This is a genomic window from Bradyrhizobium sp. WSM4874, assembly GCF_055811835.1.
In genome coordinates, this window is the sequence record NZ_JBVVPR010000019.1 from 60,193 (window position 1) to 85,221 (window position 25,029).

Sequence of the window (25,029 nt, forward strand, 5' to 3'; positions counted from 1 at the left end):
GCGGTCCCCGTCAGTCGCCGCGTCTGACAGGGGCCGCATTTTTTTGCCGGCAATTCCTTGTCGGCAGCTCCTTGTCAGCATGGCAGCAACGCGGCGCGCCGCTTGCTGCGGCGGCGCACCGCAGTCACAATACGGCCCTGCCATCTCCGACAGGGATCTCCCATGGAAATTCGCAATCTCGGCGCCTCCGGCCTGCGCGTGTCTGCGGTCGGCCTCGGCTGCAACAATTTCGGCCAGCGCACGGATTTGGAGACCTCGCGCAAGGTGATCCATCGCGCGCTCGACCTCGGCATCACGCTGTTCGACACCGCCGACATCTATGCCGGCATGGGCGGTTCGGAATCGGTGCTGGGCACCGTGCTGGGCGACCGCCGCAAGGACATCGTGCTCGCCACCAAGTTTTCCAAGCCGATGGCGACCGACGGAACCAAACAGGGCGCTTCGCGCCGCTACATCATGAACGCAGTCGAGGCGAGCCTGACGCGGCTCAAGACGGACTACATCGATCTCTATCAGCAGCACGATTACGACCCGCTGACGCCGATGGAGGAGACGCTGCGCGCGCTCGACGATCTCGTCCGTCAGGGCAAGGTGCGCTACATCGGCAATTCCAATTTCCCGGCCTGGCGCGTGGCGGAGGCCGAATTCACGGCGCGTGCGATGAATGTCAGCCGCTTCGTCTCCTGCCAGGACGAATACAGCCTGCTGGTGCGCGACATCGAAAAGGACCTGCTGCCGGCCGCACAGGAGTACAAGCTCGGCCTCCTGCCGTTCTTCCCGCTCGCAAGCGGGCTCCTCACCGGCAAGTACCAGCGCGGCGCGGCCGCCCCGAGCGATACGCGCTTCGGCAAGGTACCGGCGTTACGCGACCGCTACGTCACCCCGCGAAACGAGGACATCGTCGACAAGCTCGCGGCATTCACGAAAGCCCGCGGGCACAGCATGCTTGAGCTCGCCTTTTCCTGGCTCGCCGCGCGCCCGCAAGTATCGAGCGTGATCGCCGGCGCTACTCGCGTGGAGCAGGTCGAGGAGAACGTGAAGGCGATTGCGTGGAAGCTCGGTGCGGATGATCTCGCCGAGATCGACAAGATCACGCTGGGCTGATCTTTTGGGGCGTGGCGCGCTACTTGGCGCCGTGTCCGACCGTCTGGATCACCTCAAAGCCCTCGAACTGGGGATGGCCGAGATAGGTTGGCTTGGTGTCGCCGGCCCGCGCATGCGCGGCGCGAAACGCCTCCGACTTGGTCCAGGCCTCGAACGCCGCGTGGTTGGCCCAGATCGTGTGCGAGGCGTACAGCGTGTGGTCCTCGAGCTCGGGGCCGCGCAGCAGATGAAACTCGACGAAGCCCTGCACCTTGTCCAAATGAGTATCGCGCGAAAGCCAGACCTGCTCGAAGGCGGCCTCGGAGCCTTTGGCGACGCGAAAGCGGTTCATGGCGATGTACATGGGTGATGGTCTCCTGATGTTTGGCTGATCATGTCGTCATTCCGGGACGCGCCGCAAGGCGCGGGCCCGGAATCGCAGGTTAACTAACCAGCCCCTTCATCGGCCTTGCGCCCGCGCTGTCCGGAAACACCGTCTCGGCCAGCACGCGATCCGACAGGCCGAACTGTCCCTGCAGCACGCCCTTGATCACGGAGCGCAGATCGGTGGTGGGCTTGAGATCGCGAGCCTCGAAGAGGTTGGCGGGCTTGAGGCCGGGCCAGTCGGCGATGACGCGGCCGCCCTTCACCGCACCTCCGGCGAGCAGCGCGATCGTTGCCGTGCCGTGATCGGTGCCGTCGGTGCCGTTGATGCGCGCGGTGCGGCCGAATTCGGTGGCGACCACCACGACGGTATCGCGCCAGCGTTCGCCGAGGCCGCTTTCGAATTCGGCGAGCGCGCCGTCGAGCCCGCCGAGCAGGAAGGCGAGACGACCGACCGGCCCGCCTTCATTGGCGTGCGTGTCCCAGCCATCGAACGCGAGCGCCGCGATGCGCGGGCCGTCGTCGGATGCCATCAGTTTTGCGGCGCCGCGCGCGACCTGCCGCATCTGCGCGACCGCATTGCCCGGCTTCGGCTTCATGTCGTCACCGCTCGCAGCCTTCTCCAGCTGAAGGCCCTGCGACAGCACGGCCGCCAGCGCGGGATCGCGATGACGGTAGAGCTCGACCAGACGCGTCGCCGTATCGTCATCGGCTTGCGGCAGCGCCACCGGGGCCCAGCCGACGGTCGGCGCATTGCCGCGCAGCACCAGCGGCGTGGTCGGGCCGACGGCAAGGGCACTCGACACCCGCTCGCCACGCGGCAGCGCCTCCAGCGCGCGGTTGAGCCAGCCGGATTGCACGCGACCGGGGCCGGCATAGCCGCTTTCGAGCACGTCCTGGCCGTCGAAATGCGAACGGTCGCGATAAGGCGTCGCCACCGCGTGGATCACCGCGGCATGCTTGTCGCGATACATGCGTCCGAACTCAGGCATCGACGGATGCAGCGCAAAGAAAGCATCGAGCATGATGGCGGGATGGGCGCCGTCCGCCGTGAGCGCGATCGACCCGTGCAGGCCGGCATAATCGGGATCGCCGACCGGCGCGACGGTCGAGAGACCATCGAGCGCGCCGCGCAGGATCACCACGATCAGCCGGGGATCGCGACCGTCCGCCGCGCGGGCGAATTTCGGCAAATAAGCCCAGGCCGCGAAGGACGCGCCGCCGAGCAGGAGGCCGCGGCGCGAGGTGAGGAGCCGGTTCTCGACGCAGTCGATCATCGTCATCTCCTCTGCATTTCTGGCGACATCAACAGCAGCGCCAATGCTTGCTGCCGCGACTCCGCGCGCTCGATGGTGCGCCGTGTTTCGATCGAGGCCGCATCTGCTGCGGCAAATTCCAGCAGGTCGAGCGGGTCGATGTTGGGCCCGAGCCGCGCGCCCATTTGCGCGGCAATGTCGAGCCGGAGCTTGATGCCTTCGGGCGCAGCCCAGGCGGCGCTGGTATCAGCAAAACCATTCGGGCCGGCTGGCGACCACAACGGCTGGCCCAGCAGATTGAGATTGTTGAGATAGGCGCCGGGATCCTCCGGCACGCGCGCGAGCAGCCGGCCGCTCGCGACCAGGAAATCATAGGGACTCCGCATCTTCGTCAGCGGCGCCTTCCACGCCTCGTCGGAATCAACCAGTGCGGTCGCGAGCGCCTTGAGATCCCCGTCGGTCTTGATGAAGACATCGCGCAATCGCGCCACCAGCGCCGGCGGCGGATCGTCGGCGACGAAATGTCGGACGAGCTTTGTGGCGATGAAGTTCGCGGTCGAGGGATGGCGTGCGATGTCAGCGAGGGCGGCTTCGCCTTGCGCAAGGCCGGTCGGCTCGTAGGTCTTGCCAAGCAGCATTTGCGGCCCGGGCTGGTGCGCATTGACGTTGAACACGAACGAACCGGGCGCCCCCAGCTGTCCCTGCCGGCCGGCAAAGGTCCAGCCGGTGATGATGCGCGCGAGTGAGGTGACGTCGTCCTGCGTGTAGCCGCCGCCGACGCCGAGCGTATGCAGCTCCATGATCTCGCGCGCGAGATTTTCGTTCAGCCCGCGCTTGCGGTTCTGGCCGGCGCGCGAGTCCGGTCCGAGCGATTGTTGGTTGTCGAGGAAGAAAAGCATCGCCGGATGCTGCTCCACCGCTTTCAGCATGTCGGCGAAACGCCCGAGCACGTGCGGCCTGATCGCCTCGCGTTCGAACGCGCCGGCCCATATCCGCGCCAGCTCGCCCTTGCTGGCGGAGATGCAGAAATGGTTGGACCAGAACACGACCAGGCGTTCGGTGAAGCCGCACTCGACCAGGGTCGCGCGCTGCAACCGCGCCAACGCCTCGGCGCGAAAGGTTTTTTGGACGACGTTGAGCGGCTGCGGGGCGGGTTTTGCGGCAGCCGGCGCGGCCGCGTTGGGCTGCATGGCGTCCGGCTTGGCCGTATTGTCGACTGGCTTGTTGTCAGCAGGCTTGTTGTTACCAGGCTTGGCCTCGGCCATCTGGCCGGCGATCTCGGTTGCGACGGCGTTCAGCGAGAGATTGCGGCGCAGTCCGGGCTTCTGATCGGCCGGCGCTTGCGGCAGTGCTTCGGTCGGCGCGCCGGCTTTGGCGGCGGCCTCGCGCGCCTGCTTGACCTGGTCCTGGTAGGCGAACACGGCCTGCCCGAGCTGGGGCGTGGATTGCAGGCCCGGCGCCTCCAGCAGCACGCCGTTGGGACGAGCGAGTTCCGCCTTCACAAACCCGCGAGGATCGGAGGCGGCGTTGATGAGATCGCCGGATGCGCCGCCGCGGGCGCCGAAGCCGAAACGGTTGAGCGCGACGAGCGCGGCTTGCGAATCGCGGGCCATCGATGTGTCCTTCGCGCGTTGCCAACCGCTTTCCTGATACGTGCGCGAGGCATAATATACCGCAGCGGGGGATGAACCCGACATGAAAATGACAGCACAGCTTTTGCGCAAATCATGACAAATCCGCAAGAACTTCCGGTGCAGGAACCCCGCCGCCTCGCCTGCTCCCGTTGCGGCGCCGAGTTCGGCTGCGACCTCTCAGGCACCTGCTGGTGCGCGGAAGAAACGGCGCGGCTGCCGATGCCGGTCAAGGGCGAGGATTGCTTGTGCCGGGAATGCTTGCGCGAGGCGGCGGCGATGCGTAGCCCGGATGGAGCGCAAGCGTAGTCCTCCGCGTCGTCCTGGCGAAAGCCAGGACCCATTACCCCAGGGAGTTGTTTGGCGAAGACTGGTCGTTCGGGACATCTACCGAACGCTATAGATAGATTCCGCGGTATGGGTCCTGGCTTTCGCCAGGACGACGTTGAGGAGAGACGGCTCGCGACAACTACACCGCATGCCCCGGCGACTTCCGCGCCATGCCATTGAACGCATCGAGCAGCTTTTCGCGCCAGGCGTAGACCGGGTCGTCCGCTTCCAACAGCTTGAACGGGCTCGTCACGCGCGCCCACTGAAAACCACCGAACACGATGTAGTCGGCATAGTTCGGTGTGGCGCCGCCGATAAAGGGCTGCTTCTTGAGCGTCTGCCGCATCACCTCGATCGATTTGCGGAACGCGACCACGCCGGCGTCGCGGCCCGACATCACCTCTTCCAGACTCTTGCCGAAACGCGCCTCGCGCGACTGGCGGAAATAGGCGGCGTCCACCGTGGCCAGATTGTTCGGAATGTCGGCGATGATCAGCGGAAAGATGCCGCCGACGATGGCGATGTCGCCCCAGGCATTGAGCATGCGCGCCATGGCGCGGCCACCCTCGCCGCCGAATAGCGACGGACGGTCCGGAAACTTGTCTTCGAGATAGGTCGCGATCGCCCAGGAATCGACCACCGGCTGGTCGTGATGCAGCAGCACCGGCACCTTCTCCGAGCCGTGCGGCGCGATCGCGCTCTTCTCGGTGAAGCGCCAGGGCAGCGTTTCCGCCGAAAGGCCCTTGTGCGCCAGCGCCATCCGCGTGCGCCAGCAGAACGGGCTGAACGGTCGCGAGGCGTCCGTGCCGACAAGTTCGAACAGTTTGAGCGACATGAAAGGGGTCTCCTGGTATTCCGTCATTGCGAGCGAAGCGAAGCAATCCAGGACTGCCGCCGCGGAAACATTCTGGATTGCTTCGCTTGCGCTCGCAATGACGGATGTGGCGAGAGCTAGCGCCCGTTCGTGCGCAGCAGCCTCGCGCCGTCCTCGGTCACCGCGATGACCAGTCCCATTCCGGGCAGCGTCTCGCGTGCGACATAGCCGCGGTCGGCGGCGTCTTCCCAGATGGTGAGGCGCGGGCACGAGGTCTTCCAGGTCGCGATCACCTCGGCATAGGCGCGCGGCTCGCGCGCAACCCATTCGACGAAGTCCAGCACCAGCGGGTCGGCGGTCTCGCTCATTGCAAACCTCCCTTGTCGAAGGCTGCCAGCACGGGCGTGCGGACCAGCAGCCAGCTGCCATAGGCGATGTAATAGCAGGCGATGGCGGTGATCAGCTTCATCGACCAGGCCACGAATTGCTGGTCGGTCATGGCTTCGAGGATGCGCCGCGCCAGCGTGGTGCCGAGCATCGACGCTGCGACCGCGACCCCGGCGAGCACGGGATCGAGCGTCGCGGCCTGGTCGATCACGCCCCCGAAATAGATCAGTTTGGTGAAATGGCTGACGAGCTGGCACATCGCCTTGGTCGCCACCTTCTCGCGCCGGCCGAAATCGCCGCCCAGGAAGAAGGTATCGAGCAGCGGCCCCGACACGCCGGTCATCAGCATGAGACCCATGCAGATCGTGCCGTAGACGGTGCCCTGCCAGAGACGATCGGGATCCGGCTTGATGTTCGCGGGCAGCAGCCGGGCCATGAAGGGCGTGATGCCGAGCAGCAGCAGCGCGACAGACTTGTCCGGCACATAGCGGGTGAGCGACCACGCCGCGAGCGCGACAGCCGCGCCGACCATATAGTTCGCGACCGGCCGCCAGCGGATATGCGCGCGCCAGAGAAAGGCGCGCCAGCCGTTCGAGGCCATCTGCGTGATCGCATGCAGCACCATCGCTGTCGGCAGCGGCATCAAGGCCAGCAGCACGCCGATCAGGATCAGCCCGCCCGCCATGCCGAACAGCCCCGACAGGAACGCGGTGCCGACCATCAGCAATCCAAGGGCAGCGATCATGATGGGCGTCACGTAAAAATCTCCGGTTGGCCTTTCCCCGCTCGCGGCGAGAAGCGAAGGGGAACGTGCCCCGCTTGCCCCGTCTACGCAAACTGAGTTATCTTGGTCTGGCATCAGCTTTCCTGAGGGTCGGTCATTTGCGGCGCTTGCTGTTTCTCAACGGCATCAAGGCATTCGAAGCCGCGGCGCGGGCGGGGAGCTTTGCCGCGGCCGGCCTCGAGCTGAGCGTATCGGCGGCGGCGGTCAGCCGCATGGTGCACATCCTGGAAGAACGGCTCGGCGTCGCGCTGTTCGAGCGCAAGGCCAATAAGCTGCTCCTCACGCAGGCGGGCCGCGCCTATCAAAGCGGGCTGACGCCGATCTTCGACGCGCTCGCAAGCCTCACCGCCCAGGTGACGGCGCCTTCGAGCGTCCGCGTGCTCACCATCGGCATCGGCCACACCTTTGCGATGCGCTGGCTGATCCCGCGCCTGTCGGAGTTTCGCAGCGAAGAGCCCAACATCGAGGTACGCTTCACCACCGGCGGCGCGTCAGTGCCGTTCGGCGAGGACTGGAGCTGCGGCATCCAGCTCGGGACCGGGGACTGGCCGGGGCTGGTGGCCGAGCCGCTATTCGCCGGCGACCTCACACCGGTTTGCTTGCCCCGCCTCGCTTCCTCGCTGAAGCGCCCGGCCGATCTCAGGGGACCGAGCCTGATCCGCGTCGCGCATTCGCCCGAGGACTGGCCGATCTGGCTCAAGGCCGCGAACCTCGCGCGCATCAACGCGCGCGGGCCGGAGTTCCAATTCTACGGCCAGGCGCTCCAGGCTGCCGCCGACGGGCTCGGCGTCGCCATGGGCATCCGGCCCTATATCGACGACGATCTCGCCGCCGGCCGATTGGTGGCGCCATTCGACCTCTCGGTGCCCAAGGGCATGCGCTGGTACCTGCTCTATCGCAGCTTCCAGACCGAGCACCGCGACTTTGCCGCGTTCCGCCGCTGGATCATGCGCGCGGCGTCGGAACCTACCACCCGTCCGGTGAGGCGAACCGGTCGCACCGCCGCGCGGAACTGACATTGCAACAGCCTTTTAGTCAAAAAAGCCCGCCGCTTGTGAACGGCTTCACATCCCAAAATGCGCAAACGTGGTCCCCTGACCCTCCAACAAGGCGCTCGAACAAGACATTCTGGGGACTGCAATGACGACCATCTACGACGGCTTTGACATCGAATCCTTCGAAGCTGGCAAGGGCCTGTGGCACGCCCGTATCCGGCGTGCCGATTTCAGCCCGGTTGCCATCGACGGCGTGCTGTTTCCGGCCATGGAAGTCGGCTTCGCCTGGCCCGATCCCGATGCCGCGATTGCCCATGCCAAGCATCACATCGATCGCTTCCGCCGGCGGGCCGACGACAGCGACGACGAATAAGCGAGCGGGACTGCAGGCGAACCAGGGAACGGCGCAGGGTCAAAGGGGGAAACCGGTCATGTCAGTCATCGAATTCGAAGACACGCCGCGGCCGAGGATTTACACCCGCAATGTGATGTCCAGCTGCCCGGAATGCGACGGCGATCTCACGGTGCTCCGCGTGATCGGCGGCCGTGCCGGATGCGAATATTGGGCCATGCGCTGCACCGAATGCGGCGGCATCCATCTCGACATCCTCGAGCCGCATCAGGCAGCCGGGGACGATGAGGGACCGTCGCCGGCGGCCTGATCGCTGATCCGGCAATCCAGGCCTGCTGCCAACCTGCTGTCAGCAGTCTGATCCGGGAAGGGCATTCGCTCTTTATTGCGAGCCGGACTCGCCCCATATTCGGAGCATGGCGAAGAAACCTGCATCCCCCGAAAAATCCGGCAAATCCCCCAAGACCAAGGCTCCGAACGCCAAGGCACCAAATTCCAAAGCGCCAAACTCCAAGGCGTCACGCCCGGACGTGCAGCCGATCGGGCCGGCGCTGGCCGAGTTGCTCAATCCCGCGATCAATCGCGGCGATGCCGGGCTCGGATCGGGCACCGGCCTGCAGCCGCCGCCGGACAATTCGCGCGACCGCCGCTCCGGAGGCGAGGCCGCCGCGCATCGCGCGCGCGCTTCGACGCCGAGGGAGTTTCCGCAAGACAATACGCGGCCGATGCCGCTGCGGCCCAATCCGCAGCCATCCGGGGCCCGCAACGCGGGCTTCGACGAGGCACCGCAGGCCAATTACGGAACCGCGGCCACGATCCCGACGCTCGATCCGGAACTGGCGCGTCAGCTCGGACTTCCCACGGAAGAGGACGATGCCGAAGCCCTGGCGCGTCCGCCGCGCAGCAAGATGGAGGCGCTCGGCGTCAAGGCGACCGCTGACGCGCTGGAATCGCTGATCCGCGAGGGTCGGCCGGAGTTCCGCAAGGACGACGGCTCCACCAGGGTGTGGACCCCGCATCGGCCGCCGCGGCCGGAAAAGTCCGAAGGCGGCGTGCGCTTCGAGATCAAGTCGCACTACGAGCCGCGCGGCGACCAGCCGACCGCGATCGCCGAGCTGGTCGAAGGCATCAATCGCAATGACCGCTCGCAGGTGCTGCTCGGCGTCACCGGCTCCGGCAAGACCTACACCATGGCCAAGGTGATCGAGGCGACGCAGCGCCCCGCCATCATCCTGGCGCCGAACAAGACGCTCGCCGCCCAGCTCTATGGCGAGTTCAAGAGTTTCTTCCCGGACAACGCGGTCGAATATTTCGTCAGCTATTACGACTACTACCAGCCGGAAGCATATGTTCCTCGCACGGACACCTACATCGAAAAGGACTCCTCGATCAACGAGCAGATCGACCGCATGCGCCACTCGGCGACGCGCGCGCTGCTCGAACGCGACGACGTCATCATCGTGGCCTCGGTGTCCTGCATCTACGGTATCGGCTCGGTCGAAACCTACACCGCGATGACGTTCGCGCTGAAGAAGGGCGAGCGCATCGACCAGCGCCAGCTGATCGCCGATCTCGTCGCCCTGCAATACAAGCGCACCCAGGCCGATTTTACCCGCGGCACATTTCGCGTGCGCGGCGATGTCATCGACATCTTCCCGGCGCACTATGAAGACCGCGCCTGGCGCGTGAACCTGTTCGGCGACACCATCGAGACCATCGAGGAGTTCGATCCGCTCACCGGCCACAAGCAGGACGAGCTCGAATTCATCAAGATGTACGCCAACTCGCACTATGTGACGCCGCGCCCGACGCTGGTGCAGGCAATCAAGTCGATCAAAGCCGAATTGAAGATGCGGCTCGACCAGCTCCACGACCAGGGCCGCCTGCTGGAAGCGCAGCGGCTGGAGCAACGCACCACCTTCGACCTCGAGATGATGGAGGCGACCGGAAGCTGCGCCGGCATCGAAAACTATTCGCGCTATCTCACGGGGCGCCTGCCCGGCGAGCCGCCGCCGACGCTGTTCGAATACGTGCCCGACAACGCGCTGGTGTTCGCCGACGAAAGCCACGTCACCGTTCCCCAGATCGGCGGCATGTTCCGTGGCGACTTCCGCCGCAAGGCGACGCTCGCCGAATATGGTTTCCGCCTGCCCTCCTGCATGGACAACCGCCCGCTGCGCTTCGAGGAATGGGACATGATGCGACCGCAGACGGTCGCAGTCTCGGCGACGCCCAGCGCCTGGGAGATCAACGAGAGCGGCGGCGTGTTCGTCGAGCAGGTGATCCGACCGACCGGACTTATTGACCCTCCCGTGAACATTCGCCCGGCCCGCACCCAGGTCGACGATCTCGTCGGCGAAGTCCGCGCCACCGCGCAGGCCGGCTATCGCTCGCTGATCACCGTGCTCACAAAACGAATGGCGGAGGACCTCACCGAATATCTGCACGAGCAGGGCATTCGCGTCCGCTACATGCATAGCGATATCGACACCATTGAACGCATCGAGATCATCCGCGATTTGCGCCTCGGCGCCTTCGACGCGCTGGTCGGCATCAATTTGCTGCGCGAAGGCCTCGACATTCCCGAATGCGCGCTGGTCGCGATCCTCGATGCCGACAAGGAAGGCTTCTTGCGCAGCGAGACGTCGCTGATCCAGACCATCGGCCGCGCCGCGCGCAACGTCGACGGCAAGGTGATCCTCTATGCCGACCAGATGACGGGCTCGATGGAGCGCGCCATCGCCGAGACCGACCGGCGCCGCGAGAAGCAGGTCGAGTACAACACGGCGCATGGCATCACGCCGGAGAGCATCAAGAAGTCGATCGGCGACATCATGAACAGCGTCTACGAGCGCGATCATGTGCTGGTCGAGATCGGCGGCCACGACATGACCGACGACGTCATTTCGATCGGCCACAATTTCGAAGCCGTGCTCGGCGATCTCGAGACGAGGATGCGCGAGGCCGCCGCCGATCTGAACTTCGAGGAAGCCGCGCGCCTGCGCGACGAGGTCAAGCGCCTGCGCGCCACCGAACTCGCGGTGGTCGACGATCCCACCGTCAAGCAGCGCACCGTGCAGGGCAAGGCCGGCGCCTATGCGGGCGCGAAGAAATACGGCGATGCGGCGAATTTGCCGGTCAGCGCCATGAAGAAAAAGACCGTGAGCTCCGCGCTGAAGGCGAGCGGCGGCGGTAGCGGCTCGAAGGTGCACAAGCCGCATCTCGACGAGATGCACGGCCCGGAATCCCTGCCCTATCGCGCCGACCGCGCGCTGCCGACAAAGCCGTTCGGCGGCGAGAGCCGCATCATCCAGCCGACGGATTCAAAGCAGTCGGGCCCAGAGTTCGGGCCATCGCCGCGGTCGAGCGGAGGGGCGCCGGGGCATAGAGGTGGGTGGAAGAAGAGGTAGAGGGCACAGAGCGCCGGCGCCGCCCATGGTTATTAGTGGCGGCGTCCGAGAAGGATCAGAACGCGAACTCACCCCACGCTTGCCGCCAGCAGCGACAGCAGCAGCACTGAGGCCACCAGCTGCATCGAGGTCGCCGGTTTGGCGCGCCAGCAGGCGATCTTGTCGGAGAAAGACAGGCTGGCGTCGAAGAACAGCGGTTCGTAGGCGTTCTTTGCAAATCTCGGGAATGTCGATCCCGCCCAGATGGCGAGACAGCTGTAGAAGATCGATGCCATCGCGATGGTGAGGACATGATTGCCACCGCGGTCATGTCCCAGCAGCTTCACCATCAGCGACGCCGCGGCGAAGATCGGGAAGCCCTGAAGGATTGTGGTGAGCGCAAAGCCTTCGAGCCAGTTAAGCGGGCCGGATTTCGACGCGGTGATGAAGGGCATAATGCGATTACCCCACGCTCGCCGTCACTACCGCCATCACCGACAGCAGCAGCACGATGGTCATCAGTTGCAGCGAGGCGACCGGCTGGGTGCGCCATGCGGTGATCTTCTCAGTGAGCGACAGATGGGCCTCGAAGAACTTTGGTTCGTAGACGGTCTTGAACAAATGCGGGAAGCTCGGCCCGAAGGTCACCGCGAGCAGCGCATGGGCGAGCGAGGCGATGGCGACGAAGATGGCGACGCCGGGATCGCCGACCAGGTCGTGATTGCCGACCAGCTTGAGCAGGAAGGCGGCGGCGGCGAAGGTCGGGAAGCTCTGCAGCGTCGCGGTCAGCGCGAGGCCTTCGACCGCATTGTGCAGGCTGGATTTTCTGACTCTGGCGATGGCGGCCATGGCACGTCTCCCTGATGACATGCGGATGAATCTAGCCGCCATCAGGGAGGCCTGATGTGAGATGCGTCACGCCCATTTCCTCTGCGGGAACAAGGCGCGCGCCCGGAATGACCAAGGGTTACAGCTTGCCCTGCCCGTTCACCTGGCTCTGCTGTTGCCGCTGCCTCTCCTGCTCTTGCTGCTCCTTGGCATGGTGGCGGCCGTAGAGGCAGCCGGCGGCGGCGCCGAGGACGCCGTGATGACCGGCATAGTGGCCGGCGACGCCGCCGACGACGGCGCCCTTGATGCAGCCCTTGGCGTTAGCGGTGGAGGTCGCGCCACAGATCAGAAGTGCGGCGGCGATGGCGGCGAGGGATTTCATGGATCGATGTCTCCGGATGCGTCGCAATCTCAACGGGCACGGGCACGTCCCGGTTCCGCGTTCGCTTCCTGCGCCCAGGCCAGCCGCGCGCGAATTCGTTTAGGCGCGCGGTACCTCAACCCTTAATTGCAGCCATGAACCTGGCGTTGCGCTGGCGCGTCATATTGTCTGCAGTATCCCCTGTGGTTTTGCGGATTGCCGGTGTCCGAGGCGGCGCGTTAGCCTTGCGCAACTCCACACGGCCAATGAGGACGGGCGGAATGACGGTCGAGAAGCTCAATCGCCAGCGCGTGCTGCATCTGCTCGATGCCATCGCGCGCAGCGACCTCCAGGCTGCGCTCGCCTGCTGCACCGACGACGTCGACTTCCTTACCCACGCGCCGATCGACGTGCTGCCGCACATGGGCCCCTGCCACGGCAAGAAGGAACTTGGCGAGTTCTGGCGCACCGTGCAGGAGCGATACGCCGAGATCCGCTACGAGGCGCCGCAGATCGTCGCCGAGGGCGACGCGGTCGCGGCCTATCTGCGTGTGTTCTTCAGGAAGCGCAGCAACGACCGCATCATTCAGGTCGACATGGCCGTGTTCTACACTTTCCGCAACGGCCAGGTGGCGCAGATCCGCGAGATCATCGATTCCTACGATTTGGTGCAGCAGGTGCTGGAACGCGAGATCGGCCCGCTGATCGTGGGCGAGCGGGTGGACGGGGGCTAGCTCTCTCCAAATCAGCCCGGACCGGGAAACTACGGGGTCCTATTGTAAATCTCACACGCGGGGATCAATTTTGCATTGCAAAAACGTGAATTGCGTTTTGGCCGAATTGGCGTATTTTGTTCGTATACAAATGAGTTGAGCGACCCCGCGGCACCTTATCCTGTGCGCTTGGGGTTGTTTTTCGTTTTTTTTCGCAAGCCAGCTTCAGGACTGCCCAAGATGACAGAGCACAGCCTCTGGCGTTTCTCGCGTGCGTTGCATCGCGCGATCAACGACCGGCATTTCGAGGACATCGAGGCCCTGATCGACGAGGACGTCGAGTGGGCGCTCTACGGCCCGATCGACATGTTTCCGTTCCTCGGCGCGCGCCAAGGCAAGGACGCCGTGCTCGACGTCATCCGCCAGTTCGCCGACAATTTCCAGGTCCGCCGCTTCGACCGCGAGAGCATCATGCTCGGCGTCGATTCCGCCGCCTCGATGCTGCGCTATTCGCTGACCGCCTTGGATTCCAGCAAGCCGATCAGCTTGCGGGTGGCGCAATTCGCCCAGTTCAGGGCGGGCAAGCTCACCAGCATGCGCGTGCTGATCGACACGTTTGATCTGGTCGAGCAGGCACTCGGCCGCGCCATTCATCTGCCGAAGATGACCAGCGTCGGCTGAACGGAACACCAACGGGCCCCGCACTTCGGGACCGATGGCTGATGCTCCCCGCGACGCGTCCTGGCCTCCAGCCCCGCCGGATGCAATCGCGGAGAAGCTCGTCATCGGGCGCGCGCCTTTCGCGCGGCCCGTTGGTTCGCGTTTGATGGAACCGCCACAATTTCGCAACGATGGTTCCGCATCCTCGGCGGGAACTGGGCTGACGGGCAGGACGATGGAATTCTCGACAGGGTTTGGCTGGACCAGGCTGCCGATGCTGGCGGCCGCTTTCATCTTGGGATCGGTGCTGACGGTTTCGGCGCAGATCATTCCGCCCTTCTCCCCCGGCCCGGCCGCAGCGCCTGACGACGACGAGGCCGAGACGGCGGAGGCCGCTGATGTCAACGACCCCGACCTGCTCCGTGGCATCGACGTCGACAAGCTCGACTGGGGCCAGCTCGCGATCGACGCCGGCACGCTCAACGACATCGCCGCCGCCAAGAAGCGCGCCCAGGCGGCCGCCAAGGACGGGCTGAACTGGGCGACGAACGCCAACGCCAACGGCTCCTCGGGGGTGACTGTGAAGCAGTCGGTATCCTCATTCTGGGACGCCCGCATCGGTGCAGACATGACGGTGACGAGCGAGCCGCGGACGATGTCCGAGCTGCTGGCGCAGAAGGCCACCAATGGCGGCAGCGTGCCTCAATCGTCCGGCAGCGCCTGGGCGGCCGCGACCGCACCGGGCGCGGGCGCGATCTGGGACAAGACCGCGGTGGAGGCCCGCGTCGATCCCGGCGCCGAACAGAGCAAGCTCGGGGCGTCGCTGATCAAGTCGGTGCCGCTGTCGGGCGACACGTCGCTGACGCTCCAGAACGGCTACAGCGTCAACCAGCAGGGCACCACCGCGCTCCCCGGCGTCGGCGGTCACATCACGCGCAATTACGAGACCGAGCAGTCGGCCAAGGTCACCCTCACCGACACCGGCACCAGCATCACCGCGGGCCAGTCGCTGTCGACCACCGACGACAAATGGCTGCGCAAGGTCGGCGCGGAGCAAAAGCTGTTCGACAACGTCACCGTCTCCGGTTCGGTCGGCGAAACCTCGCAAGGGGCGATCAACAAGAGCCTGACGGCGGGTTTCAAGAAGAGCTGGTAGGTCCACTCTCTCCCCTCATCCTGAGGAGCGCTCCAACGGAGCGCGTCTCGAAGGATCGAGGCCCCCGCGAGAGCCGGGCCGGGCATGGTTCGAGACGCGCTTCGCGCTCCTCACCATGAGGAGCTAGAAAGTTCGGCGCGGCAACCGCGTTCAGACTCCCGTAACCATACGCCACGGCAAAGCCCCCGAATGGACCGCCCTTGCCGCACCTCGGCCAAGTTGCGGCCAAAATCCGACGCCCTAGTCCCAGACTGACGTCGTCGTGCGGGGGACACTCGCGCTGCGCTCAACGCGAACAGGGGAACAACGATGAACGCCATGCGTCCGGAAAAGACCGAAGGTACCGAGACCGAGACCATCGACACCAACCTCGCCGCCGTGACGGAAGTCGAAGCCGGCATCCGTGACTTCGTCCGCAACGACATCGCCTATCTGCGCCGTCCGGCAGCGACCACCACGGACGCGCCGCCGCTCGATCCGAGCGCGGAGGCCACCGTCACCAACGTCAACTCGCTGATCCAGCGCGTCGCCGGCACCTCGCTTGCCGAGATCGAGAATTTGATCTCCGAGCTCGAGAGCCTGCGCGATCTGCTCCACGCCGAAGGCCAGCGCGTCCAGCGCGAGATCTCCGGCTACGCCCAGCTCAGCCAGGCCGCGATGAAGTCGACCCGCATGATCGCCGACAACGTCTCGCAGTGGAAGCGCGCCGCCGACGGCCTGCGCAACAGCTGATCGCTGCATCCCGCATCACCAGCCGCCGCGTTCCGAAAGGGGCGCGGCGGTTTTGATTCTGGGGGGCATCCTCAATGTAGCGTCATCATCCGCGAAGGCGGATGATCCAGTATTCCAGAGGCGGTGATGTGACACCGAGACGCGGCAGCCTACTGGATGCCCCGCTTTCGCGGGGCATGACAGCGGAGGGTTTTGAACTTCCCGCATCCCCGCGGCGACTAACGCCAGGCGCCCTTGCCATCGCGGCCGGGCCTGGGGACATTTCATGGAAAGCATTCGGCCCGACACCACCGACCCGATACCGCTGCGGCCCGCGCCGAACCAGTTCGGCACGATCATGCTGCGTTTTGTCGGATTGCTGGCGGTTGCGATCGCGATATTGGCGTTCGTCTATAGCCGCTGAGGGCGGAGGCCGCGTTGCGGCCCCGCGGAGTTAACGAAGTCTTACCGGGCGGCTTCCACGGTCGAAGCTTCCAGGGTGTAGGCACCATCGGCATAGCCCTTCACCACCATGCCGGCCACCAGCATCACGGCCAGCGTCGCGGTAGCAAAGATGAATCCGACCAGCTTGAGTGCGCCGCGGTCTGCCATGGTCCTCGTCCCCTGTACTCTGCCCAGTTCGTTCAAATAGACAGCGACAGGTTCATAATTGGTTAGCAACTCGATGGTTCCGCCAACTGCTTCGCGGGAAAACCATGTTGCGCAGGCTTATGGCAGCCACCCGGAATCGCGTCCATAGCGCGGGGGCAACACTCGCACCCTGTTTTGGCCGTTCATCCTGGAACGAATCTAACCGCCGTTCACACGCATCGGCACGAAGGCACTGGCGGTGATGGCGTAGACGTCCTCGCCGCGCTGGTTGGTGCCGGTGGTGCGCGCGGTCAGGATGCCCCAGCCGGGTCGCGAGGCGGAGCTGCGCTTGTCGATGACGACGTTGACGTAGGTGATGATGTCGCCGGCGAGCACCGGCCTGATCCAGCGCAGGTCGCGAAAGCCCGGCGATGGGCCCCACACCGCGACCTCCTCGCCGCGCGAAACGGCTTCCCGCGCCAAACGCTGGCCGTCGGCGACAAGCAGGCTCATGCAGGCCGAGCCGACATGCCAGCCCGAGGCCGCGAGCCCGCCAAACAGCGAGTTCTTGCCCTCCTCCTCGTCGAGGTGAAAACGCTGCGGATCGAATTTTGCGGCGAATGTCTTGATCGACTCCGCCGTGAACGTATAGGCGCCGATCTCGCGGCGATGCCCAATCTCGATCTCCTCGAAAAACGGCATCAGACCGCCCCCTCGCGCCGCTTGATCAGGATCGGCGAGGTCATCTCGCACAGCGCCTGCCCCGCCGCGTTGCGCACGGTACATTTGAACTTGACGATGCCGAGCTCCGGGCGGCTCTTCGAGCTACGGGCCTCAACGACATCGACGTCGAGCATGAGGTTGTCGCCGGGTCTCAACGGCGACAACCACCGCACCTCATCGACGCCGGGCGAGCCCAGCGAGGCGGCGCGGGTAATAAAACCGTCGGCCATCATCCGCATCATCAGCGAACAGAGATGCCAGCCCGAGCCGGACAGGCCGCGCAGCATGCTCTTGCTGGCGGCGTCCTCGTCGAGGTGCATCGGCTGCGGATCGAACTCGGCGGCAAAGGCCAGGATCTCGTCGCGCGTGACATGGCGCGGGCCGAATGTTCCGAACCGGCCGGGCGGGAAATCTTCGAAGGTCAGGGTCATCTTGGGAAAGGTTTGAGGGAATGACAGATTGTGGCCGCACTTTGCGGCAATCTCAACCCGCCGGCCCGCATGGCTCGTGCTACATTCGGCGCGCCGGCGTTGGTCTTGAGTCGGATCGGTCAGGGGTCTCGATCCATTTGCAAGGCCCGGCAACACCTGAATTGCCCTGGGGAGAGCAATGTTTTCATTCAGCGACCTGTTTCAATGGGACCGCTTCATCACGCCGACGATCATCAAGACCTTCTATTGGCTGGTGATCGCGCTGATCTGCCTGTTCGGCCTCTCCGGCATCTTCTCCGGCCTCGCGATGATGGCGATCAGCCCGTTCGGCGGCTTCCTGATGCTGCTGTCGTCGATTGCGAGCGTCGTCGTCGGAATCGTGTTCTCGCGCATTCTCGCCGAGCTGATCCTGATCATCTTCCGCATCAACGAGCATCTCGGCGCGATCAGGGATCAGGGCGGCGGGATGAAGTGAGGCAAGCACCGGCGCCGTAGGTGGGTTAGCCGAAGGCATAACCCACCAACTTCGTTCTGCAAACGAGGAAGCGTGGTGGGTTACGCTGCGCTAACCCACCCTACGAACCTATCCAGATCTTACGTATTGAACCTGAAATGCATCACGTCGCCGTCGGCGACGACGTATTCCTTGCCTTCGAGGCGGAGCTTGCCGGCATCGCGGGCGCCGGCTTCGCCGCCGAGCGCGACGTAGTCCTCATACGCGATGGTCTCGGCGCGGATGAAACCCTTCTCGAAGTCGGTGTGGATGACGCCGGCCGCGCCCGGCGCCTTGGTGCCGCGATAGATGGTCCAGGCGCGCGCTTCCTTCGGGCCCACTGTGAAATAGGTGATGAGGTCGAGCAGCGTGTAGCCGGCGCGGATCAGGCGATCGAGGCCGGCCTCTTCGAGACCCAGCGTCTCCAGGAAATCGGCGCGTTCGTCACGTGAAATGGTGGCGATCTCGGATTCGATTTTTGCCGAGATGACGACGGCAATGGCGCCTTCCTTGGCAGCCTGGTCCTGCACCGCCTTCGAGAACGAATTGCCTGTCGCGGCCGAGCCTTCCTCGACGTTGCAGACGTAGAGCACGGGCTTGGAGGACAGCAGGCCGAGCATCCCGAAGGCGCGCTCCTCCTCCGCCTTGCGTTCGACCAGACGCGCGGGCTTGCCCTCGCGCAGCAGCACCAGCGTACGGTTGACGAGATCGAGCTGCTCCTTGGCGTCCTTGTCGTTGCCCTTGGCCTTCTTGGACAAATTGTCGACGCGCTTTTCGAGGCTGTCGAGATCGGCGAGCATCAGTTCGGTCTCGATGGTCTCGATGTCGGCGAGCGGGGCGATCTTGCCCTCGACATGGGTGATGTCGGAATCCTCGAAGCAGCGCACGACATGCGCGATGGCGTCGACCTCGCGGATGTTGGCGAGGAACTGGTTGCCGAGGCCTTCACCCTTGGACGCGCCGCGCACGAGGCCGGCGATGTCCACGAAGGTCAGCCGGGTCGGGATGATCTGGCCCGACTTGGCGATCGCTGCGAGCTTGTCGAGCCGCGGATCCGGCACCGCGACTTCGCCGACATTCGGCTCGATCGTGCAGAACGGATAGTTCGCCGCCTGCGCCGCGGCCGTCTCGGTCAGTGCGTTGAACAAGGTCGATTTGCCGACATTGGGCAATCCGACGATCCCGCATTTAAATCCCATAATGTCCTCTATCCATGTTCGTCATGGCCGGGCTTGACCCGGCCATCCACGACTTTGACTTGCGGCACCAAGAACGTGGATGCCCGGGTCAAGCCCGGGCATGACGGAGAGCCAGTTATTCCTTGCCGTTGTCGTCCTTGGTCAAAAATCCCTTCGCCTGCATGGCGAGATGCACCCTGTTGGCGAAGGTCGCGTCCGTGCCTTTGGCAACCAATGCCGCGTGCTCGGCCACCGCGTCGCAGAGCGTCGCCACCCAGTCGTTGTCGGCTTTGGCGAAGTCCGACAGCACGTGGCCGTGCACCAATTCCTTGACGCCGGGATGACCGATACCGAGCCGCACCCGGCGGTACTCGTTGCCGATATGGGCGGAGATCGAGCGCAGGCCGTTGTGGCCGGCGATACCACCGCCGACCTTCACCCGCACCTTGCCCGGTGGCAGTTCGAGTTCGTCATGGAATACGGTGACGTCGCCCGGCGCGATCTTGAAGAAGCTTGCCGCTTCCTGAACGCTGCGGCCGGACTCGTTCATGTAGGTCATCGGCTTGAGCAGGATCACGCGCTCGGTGCCGAGCGTGCCTTCCGAGGTCTCGCCCTGAAACCTGCGGCGCCAGGGCGCGAAACCATGACGCCGCGCGATCTCATCGACGGCCATGAAGCCGACATTGTGCCGGTTACGTGCGAATTTCGGGCCGGGATTGCCGAGCCCAACAAACAGTCGCATGACGCGGCGCGCCCCTCGCTCGGCGCGCGGTCATGGACCGCGCGCCAGCTTTGAGAGATTACTTCTTCTTGTCGCCGCCGGCGGGAGCCTTGGCAGCCGGGGCCTTGGCAGCCGCTGCCGGAGCAGCAGCACCCGCAGCCGGAGCAGCACCAGCCGCCGGAGCAGCAGCACCCGCAGCAGGAGCAGCAGCCGCGGCCTTCTGCTCTTCGGCGTAGCCGGACGGCGGCACGATGGTGACGAGGGTCGCGTCCTCGGACGTCAGCGCCTTCACGCCAGCCGGCAGCTTGATGTCGGAGAGATGCAGCGAGTGGCCGATTTCGAGCGAACCGACGTCGGCCTCGATGAACTGCGGGATGTTCTCCACGCCGCACTCGAGCTCGATCGCGTGCGCAACGATGTTCACGGCGCCGCCGCGCTTCACGCCCGGCGAACCTTCAGCCTTCACCACGTGCAAGGGAACGCTGATGCGGATGGTGGCGCCTTCGCCGAGCCGCATGAAGTCGACGTGGATCGGGAAATCCTTGACCGGATCGAGGTGGTAGTCGCGCGGAATCACGCGGTGCTTGTTGCCCTCGAGATCGATGTCGACCAGCGTGGTCAGGAACCGGCCGGCGAGGATGCGGGTGCGCAGTTCACGATCTTCGATCGAGATCGTCAGCGGGGGCTGGTTGTTGCCATAGATCACTCCGGGCACTCTCCCGGCGCGACGCTCAGCCCGGGCGGCCCCCTTGCCGCTCTTCGGACGTGCGGTCGCCTTCAATTCCTTGACGGTCGCCATAACGTTAAGTCCTTGTTTTTGCAAAAGTTAATGGGCCGCAACGCGGCCCATGGCATACGCCGCAGCAAGCCTCCAGGGGTGCGGGGGCTGCAGACGTGGCGGGCTTTTACCCGGAAGACGCGGAAATGACAAGGAGAATGGGCTACCGGGCGTCCCTGAACTGTCGGTTATTCCGGGGCGGTCGCGACAGCGATCGAACTCTGGTGCGCGATTGCGCACCAGAGAAGCTCGAGATTCCGGGTTCGATGCTGCGCATCGCCCCGGAATGACGGAAAAGTCTACCCGCCGAGCTTGGCCTCCAGCGCCGCGATGCGCGCCTTCAGAGCCTCGTTCTCCTCACGCGCCAGGCGCGCCATGTCCTTGACCGCCTCGAACTCCTCGCGCTTGACCAGGTCCATATCGCGCAGGAATTTTTCGGCCTGGGTGCGCATCACCGTGTCGAACTCGCGCTTGACGCCCTGCGCGGCACCGGCGGCATCGTTCATCAGGCGGCCGATCTCGTCGAAAAACCGGTTGTTGGTCTGGGTCATGTCGGTCTCCTGGCGGCTTTCGATGAACTCTGCGCGAACGCGCGGGGAGACAATGGCAATCCGATGGAGCCGGTTCAAGGGCCGATCGGCGGTATCCTTGTCATGCCCCGGTTTCCTTGCAATCGTATTCAACGTCCCTGCATAAGAAGAATCATAAAAGGCGCTCGATATGATCGACCAGCAGATCGCGATCCCCACCAAGGACGGTCACACCGCAACCTTCATCAGCCATCCCGAACGCGGCGGGCCGTTTCCGGTCATCCTGTTCTACATGGACGCGCCGGCGATCCGCGAAGAGCTGCGTGACATGGCGCGCCGGCTCGCGACATCGGGCTATTACGTGATGCTGCCGAACCTCTATTACCGCTCCGGCGTGATGGAGCTCGGCGCGCTGCCCGCCGATCCGAACGCCCCGGAACGCAAGCGCATGTTTGCGCTGATGGGATCGCTCACGATCCCAATGATCATGGACGACACGCGGGCGTTGCTGACCTATGCCGAGGGCCAGGCGGCTGCGAACACCAAACTGATCGGCACCGTCGGCTACTGCATGAGCGGCCGCTACGCCGTTAATGCCGCCACGCACTTCCCCGATCGCGTCAAGGCCGCCGCCTCGGTCTACGGCACGCAGCTCGCAACCGACCAGGACGACAGCCCGCATCTCGCGGCAGCCAAGACCAAGGCCGAACTCTACTTCGCCTGCGCCGAGACCGACATCTACGCGCCCGCCGAGATCATCGAGAAGGTGAAGCAGGGCATGAGCGGCGCCAAAGCCGAAGTCGAGATCTATCCCGGCACCCATCACGGCTTCGCCTTCCCCAAGCGTCCGGTCTACGACCGCGACGCAGCCGAGCGGCATTGGGAGCGTCTGCTGGCGCTCTATCGCCGCAATCTCGTCTAGACATAGAAGGCGCGATGCCCTTTCTGCTCATCGACTTTCCCGCCTTCAAGCCGATCGCGATCGAGATCGGTCCGTTCGCGATCCGCTGGTATGCGCTGGCCTATATCTGCGGCATCGTGTTCGGCTGGCTCTATGCGCGCTCGCTCCTGAAGAAAGAGCGGCTGTGGGGCGGCCCGGCGCCGATGTCGCTGGTGCAGATCGACGACTTCATTCTGTGGGTCACGCTCGGCATCATCCTCGGCGGCCGCACCGGCTATGTGCTGTTCTACAATCTGCCCTTCTTCATCGACCATCCCGCTGCGATCTTCAGGCTGTGGGAAGGCGGCATGTCCTTCCACGGCGGCTTTCTCGGCTGCGTCGTCGCGGTGATGTGGTTTGCTTATCGCAACGGCATCTCGATCCTGTCGCTCGGCGATATCACAACCGCCGTCGCGCCGGTCGGGCTGCTGCTCGGCCGCATCGCCAATTTCATCAACGGCGAATTGTGGGGCCGCGCCGCTGACCCGGAGCTGCCCTGGGCGATGATCTTCCCCAACGATCCCACCCAGCTGCCGCGCCATCCGAGCCAGCTCTATGAGGCCGGCATGGAGGGCATTTTGCTGTTTGCCGCCCTCGCAATCATGATCCGCTTCGGTGCCCTGAAACGGCCGGGCATGATCCTCGGGGCGTTCATCCTGATCTATGGTCTGAGCCGGATCGCCGGCGAGCATTTCCGCGAACCGGACGTCCAGCTCGGCTTCCTCTGGGGCGGATTAACCATGGGCATGCTGTTGTCGATCCCAATGCTTATTGTCGGCCTCATACTTATTGTATTGGCAGTGAGGCGCGATGCGCCGAAGCCCGCAGGGGCTATTCGTTAATTCCTCTTGAGAAGATGGACCGTGACCGACCAGCCGTTACTCGACGAGATCAAGGCGCTGATCAAATCCTCCGGCCCCATGCCGGTCTGGCGGTACATGGAACTGTGCCTCATGCATCCGCGCTATGGCTATTACGTCTCGCGCGATCCGCTGGGACGAGAAGGCGATTTCACCACCGCGCCCGAGGTCAGCCAAATGTTCGGCGAGCTCCTGGGCCTGTGGACCGCCTCGGTGTGGAAGCAGATGGGCTCGCCGCAATTCCTGCGGCTGATCGAGCTCGGCCCCGGCCGCGGCACCATGATGGCCGATGCGCTGCGTGCGCTCCGCGTGCTGCCGCCGCTCTACCAGGCACTCCACATCCACATGGTCGAGGTCAATCCGGTCCTGCGCGAGCGGCAGAGTGCGACGCTATCGGGCGTGCGCAACATCGCCTGGCACGACAGCATCGACGACGTGCCTGAGGGACCGAGCATCATCCTCGCCAACGAATATTTCGACGTGCTGCCGATCCATCAGATGGTCCGTCACGAGAACGGCTGGCACGAGCGCGTGATCGAGGTCGACGCCAACGGAAAACTTCAATTCGGCGCGGCGGCCGAGCCGACGCCGCGCTTCGAGGTGCTGTTGCCGCCTCTGGTCCGCGCCGCGCCCGTCGGGGCCGTGTTCGAATGGCGGCCCGATGCGGAGATCATGAAGCTCGCCAGCCGCGTGCGCGACCAGGACGGCGCGGCGCTGATCATCGATTACGGCCATCTGCGCAGCGATGCCGGCGACACCTTCCAGGCGATCGCGCGCCACACCTTCACCGATCCCCTGAAGGCGCCGGGCCAGGCCGACGTCACAGCCCATGTCGACTTCCAGGCGCTCGCGCGCGGAGCGGAGGACGTGGGCGCCCGCGTGCACGGGCCGGTGACGCAGGGCGATTTCCTCAAACGCGTCGGCATCGAGACCCGTGCAGCCGCCTTGATGCAGAAGGCGGCGCCCGACGTTGCCACCGACATTTCGATCGCACTCAAGCGCCTGACCGAAACCGGGCGCAGCGGCATGGGTTCGATGTTCAAGGTGCTCGGCATCTCCGAGCCGCGGCTGACGGGCCTTGCGGGCCTCAGCGATCTCGAACGCGCCGGAGACGGTTCATGACGCTTGCCTCCTCGCTGCTGTCGGCGGTGCCGGGCCTGCGCCATGCCTTCTTCACCCGCGAAGGCGGCGTCTCGGGCGGCATCTATTCCGCGCTGAACGGCGGGCTCGGCTCCAATGACGATCAGGCCCTTGTCGCGGAGAACCGCCGCCGCATGGCCGAGCATGTCGGCGTCGCACCGGAACGCTTTCTCAGCCTGCACCAGATCCATTCGCCCGACGTGCTCGTGGCCGACGCGCCGTGGCCGAGCGGGCCGCGGCCGAAGGGCGATGCGCTGGTGACGAAGGTGCCCGGCATCGCGCTCGGCGTCTCCACCGCCGACTGCGGGCCCGTGCTGTTCGTCGACCCCAATGCGGGCGTGATCGGCGGCGCGCATGCCGGCTGGAAGGGCGCGCTCACCGGCGTCCTGGAGCAGACCATTTCGGCGATGGAGAAACTCGGCGCCTCGCGCGGCGGCATCATCGCCGCGGTCGGCCCGCTGATCCGCCAGGACAGTTATGAAGTCGGCAACGAGTTCGTGACGCGCTTCATCGAGGCGGATGCGGACAACGCCATGTTCTTCATCCCGTCGGTGCGCGAAGGACACGCGATGTTCGATCTCGCCGGCTTCATCCGCAAGCGTCTGGAAGCCGCGGGCATCCTGATGATCGACGATCTCGGTCTGGACACCTACGCCGACGAACGCTTCTTCAGCTACCGCCGCTCGGTACATCGCAAGGAGCCGGATTACGGCCGCCACGTTCACGCGATCGCGCTCGAAGTGTGAACACAACGGCAACCCCGTGTCATTCCGGGGCTATGCCTGCGCGCGATGACAGTGGCCTGTGGCG

The 25,029-nt window shown here is 65.0% G+C and carries 32 protein-coding genes; 16 read left to right on the forward strand and 16 right to left on the reverse strand.

The annotated features are described in order from the left end of the window. Nucleotides 1-162 precede the first annotated feature (162 nt). A complete protein-coding gene (locus AC0L3P_RS20410; protein WP_473304441.1) occupies nt 163-1,104 on the forward strand; it encodes an aldo/keto reductase in 942 nt (313 codons plus the stop codon). Nucleotides 1,105-1,123: 19 nt separating this feature from the next. Here AC0L3P_RS20410 and hmuQ read toward each other — a convergent pair whose 3' ends face one another. The 3 genes from hmuQ to AC0L3P_RS20425 form a co-directional block, all read right to left on the reverse strand. Beyond that, nucleotides 1,124-1,447 carry a heme-degrading protein HmuQ gene (hmuQ, locus tag AC0L3P_RS20415; RefSeq protein ID WP_473304445.1) on the reverse strand — a complete coding sequence of 108 codons (324 nt, stop codon included), beginning with the start codon at nt 1,445-1,447 and terminating at the stop codon, nt 1,124-1,126. Nucleotides 1,448-1,526: 79 nt separating this feature from the next. Continuing rightward, complete coding sequence (locus tag AC0L3P_RS20420; protein WP_473304448.1) at nt 1,527-2,750, reverse strand: DUF1501 domain-containing protein; 1,224 nt, start codon at nt 2,748-2,750, stop codon at nt 1,527-1,529. Beyond that, entirely contained in the window at nt 2,747-4,336 is a 1,590-nt protein-coding gene (locus AC0L3P_RS20425) for a DUF1800 domain-containing protein (RefSeq protein WP_473304453.1), read from the reverse strand. The genes AC0L3P_RS20420 and AC0L3P_RS20425 overlap by 4 nt, the downstream gene beginning before the upstream one ends. A gap of 114 nt (nt 4,337-4,450) precedes the next feature. On the opposite strand from AC0L3P_RS20425, the gene AC0L3P_RS20430 reads away from it, so the two are divergent. Beyond that, nucleotides 4,451-4,663, forward strand: coding sequence for a cysteine-rich CWC family protein (locus AC0L3P_RS20430; RefSeq protein ID WP_354061600.1), 213 nt, complete (start codon nt 4,451-4,453; stop codon nt 4,661-4,663). Between the two features lie 160 nt (nt 4,664-4,823). Here AC0L3P_RS20430 and AC0L3P_RS20435 read toward each other — a convergent pair whose 3' ends face one another. From AC0L3P_RS20435 to AC0L3P_RS20445, 3 genes are all read right to left on the reverse strand, one after another. Next, the gene (locus tag AC0L3P_RS20435; protein WP_473304456.1) at nt 4,824-5,519 is read right to left on the reverse strand and encodes a glutathione S-transferase family protein; all 696 of its coding nucleotides are present in this window, start codon (nt 5,517-5,519) and stop codon (nt 4,824-4,826) included. A 116-nt stretch (nt 5,520-5,635) separates the two neighbouring features. Further along, nucleotides 5,636-5,866 carry a hypothetical protein gene (locus AC0L3P_RS20440; protein WP_473304458.1) on the reverse strand — a complete coding sequence of 77 codons (231 nt, stop codon included), beginning with the start codon at nt 5,864-5,866 and terminating at the stop codon, nt 5,636-5,638. Beyond that, on the reverse strand, nt 5,863-6,642 hold the full coding sequence (locus AC0L3P_RS20445) for a TSUP family transporter (protein ID WP_473304460.1): 780 nt from the start codon (nt 6,640-6,642) through the stop codon (nt 5,863-5,865). The genes AC0L3P_RS20440 and AC0L3P_RS20445 overlap by 4 nt, the downstream gene beginning before the upstream one ends. Before the next feature lie 125 nt (nt 6,643-6,767). On the opposite strand from AC0L3P_RS20445, the gene AC0L3P_RS20450 reads away from it, so the two are divergent. From AC0L3P_RS20450 to uvrB, 4 genes are all read left to right on the forward strand, one after another. Next, a complete protein-coding gene (locus AC0L3P_RS20450; RefSeq protein ID WP_473304462.1) occupies nt 6,768-7,685 on the forward strand; it encodes a LysR substrate-binding domain-containing protein in 918 nt (305 codons plus the stop codon). 124 nt (nt 7,686-7,809) lie between these two features. Further along, complete coding sequence (locus AC0L3P_RS20455) at nt 7,810-8,037, forward strand: hypothetical protein (protein WP_275172470.1); 228 nt, start codon at nt 7,810-7,812, stop codon at nt 8,035-8,037. A 58-nt stretch (nt 8,038-8,095) separates the two neighbouring features. After that, on the forward strand, nt 8,096-8,326 hold the full coding sequence (locus tag AC0L3P_RS20460) for a hypothetical protein (protein ID WP_473304464.1): 231 nt from the start codon (nt 8,096-8,098) through the stop codon (nt 8,324-8,326). A 106-nt stretch (nt 8,327-8,432) separates the two neighbouring features. Beyond that, entirely contained in the window at nt 8,433-11,426 is a 2,994-nt protein-coding gene (uvrB, locus tag AC0L3P_RS20465) for an excinuclease ABC subunit UvrB (RefSeq protein WP_473304466.1), read from the forward strand. A gap of 68 nt (nt 11,427-11,494) precedes the next feature. On the opposite strand, the gene AC0L3P_RS20470 is transcribed toward uvrB, so the two are convergent. From AC0L3P_RS20470 to AC0L3P_RS20480, 3 genes are all read right to left on the reverse strand, one after another. Then, on the reverse strand, nt 11,495-11,860 hold the full coding sequence (locus AC0L3P_RS20470; protein ID WP_473304468.1) for a hypothetical protein: 366 nt from the start codon (nt 11,858-11,860) through the stop codon (nt 11,495-11,497). 7 nt (nt 11,861-11,867) lie between these two features. Continuing rightward, entirely contained in the window at nt 11,868-12,254 is a 387-nt protein-coding gene (locus tag AC0L3P_RS20475; RefSeq protein ID WP_473304470.1) for a hypothetical protein, read from the reverse strand. A gap of 118 nt (nt 12,255-12,372) precedes the next feature. Further along, entirely contained in the window at nt 12,373-12,615 is a 243-nt protein-coding gene (locus AC0L3P_RS20480; protein WP_473304472.1) for a hypothetical protein, read from the reverse strand. A 260-nt stretch (nt 12,616-12,875) separates the two neighbouring features. Here AC0L3P_RS20480 and AC0L3P_RS20485 point away from each other — a divergent pair, with 260 nt between their 5' ends. The 5 genes from AC0L3P_RS20485 to AC0L3P_RS20505 all read left to right on the forward strand — a co-directional run bounded on the left by AC0L3P_RS20485 (nt 12,876) and on the right by AC0L3P_RS20505 (nt 16,258). Beyond that, nucleotides 12,876-13,328: a nuclear transport factor 2 family protein gene (locus AC0L3P_RS20485; RefSeq protein ID WP_473304474.1), complete on the forward strand. Its 453-nt coding sequence runs from the start codon at nt 12,876-12,878 to the stop codon at nt 13,326-13,328. Nucleotides 13,329-13,547: 219 nt separating this feature from the next. Beyond that, entirely contained in the window at nt 13,548-13,988 is a 441-nt protein-coding gene (locus AC0L3P_RS20490; protein ID WP_018453530.1) for a nuclear transport factor 2 family protein, read from the forward strand. A 214-nt stretch (nt 13,989-14,202) separates the two neighbouring features. Next, nucleotides 14,203-15,123, forward strand: coding sequence for a hypothetical protein (locus AC0L3P_RS20495; protein WP_473304477.1), 921 nt, complete (start codon nt 14,203-14,205; stop codon nt 15,121-15,123). 309 nt (nt 15,124-15,432) lie between these two features. Then, nucleotides 15,433-15,855, forward strand: coding sequence for a hypothetical protein (locus tag AC0L3P_RS20500; protein ID WP_473304479.1), 423 nt, complete (start codon nt 15,433-15,435; stop codon nt 15,853-15,855). A 265-nt stretch (nt 15,856-16,120) separates the two neighbouring features. Beyond that, a complete protein-coding gene (locus tag AC0L3P_RS20505) occupies nt 16,121-16,258 on the forward strand; it encodes a hypothetical protein (RefSeq protein ID WP_007614812.1) in 138 nt (45 codons plus the stop codon). Nucleotides 16,259-16,299: 41 nt separating this feature from the next. On the opposite strand, the gene AC0L3P_RS20510 is transcribed toward AC0L3P_RS20505, so the two are convergent. From AC0L3P_RS20510 to AC0L3P_RS20520, 3 genes are all read right to left on the reverse strand, one after another. Continuing rightward, nucleotides 16,300-16,446: a hypothetical protein gene (locus AC0L3P_RS20510; protein WP_007596790.1), complete on the reverse strand. Its 147-nt coding sequence runs from the start codon at nt 16,444-16,446 to the stop codon at nt 16,300-16,302. A gap of 198 nt (nt 16,447-16,644) precedes the next feature. Then, on the reverse strand, nt 16,645-17,127 hold the full coding sequence (locus tag AC0L3P_RS20515; protein WP_473304482.1) for a MaoC family dehydratase: 483 nt from the start codon (nt 17,125-17,127) through the stop codon (nt 16,645-16,647). Further along, nucleotides 17,127-17,579 carry a MaoC family dehydratase gene (locus tag AC0L3P_RS20520; RefSeq protein ID WP_473304486.1) on the reverse strand — a complete coding sequence of 151 codons (453 nt, stop codon included), beginning with the start codon at nt 17,577-17,579 and terminating at the stop codon, nt 17,127-17,129. Before AC0L3P_RS20520 ends, AC0L3P_RS20515 begins: the two co-directional genes overlap by 1 nt. A 178-nt stretch (nt 17,580-17,757) precedes the next feature. On the opposite strand from AC0L3P_RS20520, the gene AC0L3P_RS20525 reads away from it, so the two are divergent. Next, nucleotides 17,758-18,054, forward strand: a complete 297-nt coding sequence (locus AC0L3P_RS20525) for a DUF4282 domain-containing protein (RefSeq protein WP_275172458.1) — start codon at nt 17,758-17,760, stop codon at nt 18,052-18,054. A gap of 119 nt (nt 18,055-18,173) precedes the next feature. Here AC0L3P_RS20525 and ychF read toward each other — a convergent pair whose 3' ends face one another. The 4 genes from ychF to AC0L3P_RS20545 all read right to left on the reverse strand — a co-directional run bounded on the left by ychF (nt 18,174) and on the right by AC0L3P_RS20545 (nt 21,300). After that, nucleotides 18,174-19,271, reverse strand: coding sequence for a redox-regulated ATPase YchF (ychF, locus tag AC0L3P_RS20530; RefSeq protein WP_007614830.1), 1,098 nt, complete (start codon nt 19,269-19,271; stop codon nt 18,174-18,176). A gap of 115 nt (nt 19,272-19,386) precedes the next feature. Beyond that, entirely contained in the window at nt 19,387-19,992 is a 606-nt protein-coding gene (gene pth / locus AC0L3P_RS20535) for an aminoacyl-tRNA hydrolase (protein ID WP_275172457.1), read from the reverse strand. Between the two features lie 58 nt (nt 19,993-20,050). Continuing rightward, nucleotides 20,051-20,770 (reverse strand): 50S ribosomal protein L25/general stress protein Ctc, encoded by a 720-nt coding sequence (locus tag AC0L3P_RS20540; RefSeq protein WP_275172456.1) that lies wholly within the window; start codon nt 20,768-20,770, stop codon nt 20,051-20,053. Between the two features lie 278 nt (nt 20,771-21,048). Further along, on the reverse strand, nt 21,049-21,300 hold the full coding sequence (locus AC0L3P_RS20545; protein WP_007596812.1) for an accessory factor UbiK family protein: 252 nt from the start codon (nt 21,298-21,300) through the stop codon (nt 21,049-21,051). A gap of 169 nt (nt 21,301-21,469) precedes the next feature. On the opposite strand from AC0L3P_RS20545, the gene AC0L3P_RS20550 reads away from it, so the two are divergent. The 4 genes from AC0L3P_RS20550 to pgeF are packed head-to-tail and all read left to right on the forward strand — an operon-like array spanning nt 21,470 to nt 24,965. Next, nucleotides 21,470-22,201 (forward strand): dienelactone hydrolase family protein, encoded by a 732-nt coding sequence (locus tag AC0L3P_RS20550; protein WP_027520357.1) that lies wholly within the window; start codon nt 21,470-21,472, stop codon nt 22,199-22,201. Between the two features lie 14 nt (nt 22,202-22,215). Continuing rightward, nucleotides 22,216-23,061 (forward strand): prolipoprotein diacylglyceryl transferase, encoded by an 846-nt coding sequence (lgt, locus tag AC0L3P_RS20555; protein ID WP_275172454.1) that lies wholly within the window; start codon nt 22,216-22,218, stop codon nt 23,059-23,061. A 21-nt stretch (nt 23,062-23,082) separates the two neighbouring features. After that, nucleotides 23,083-24,201 (forward strand): class I SAM-dependent methyltransferase, encoded by a 1,119-nt coding sequence (locus tag AC0L3P_RS20560; RefSeq protein ID WP_027565372.1) that lies wholly within the window; start codon nt 23,083-23,085, stop codon nt 24,199-24,201. Next, nucleotides 24,198-24,965, forward strand: coding sequence for a peptidoglycan editing factor PgeF (gene pgeF, locus AC0L3P_RS20565; protein ID WP_473304496.1), 768 nt, complete (start codon nt 24,198-24,200; stop codon nt 24,963-24,965). Before AC0L3P_RS20560 ends, pgeF begins: the two co-directional genes overlap by 4 nt. Nucleotides 24,966-25,029 lie beyond the last annotated feature (64 nt).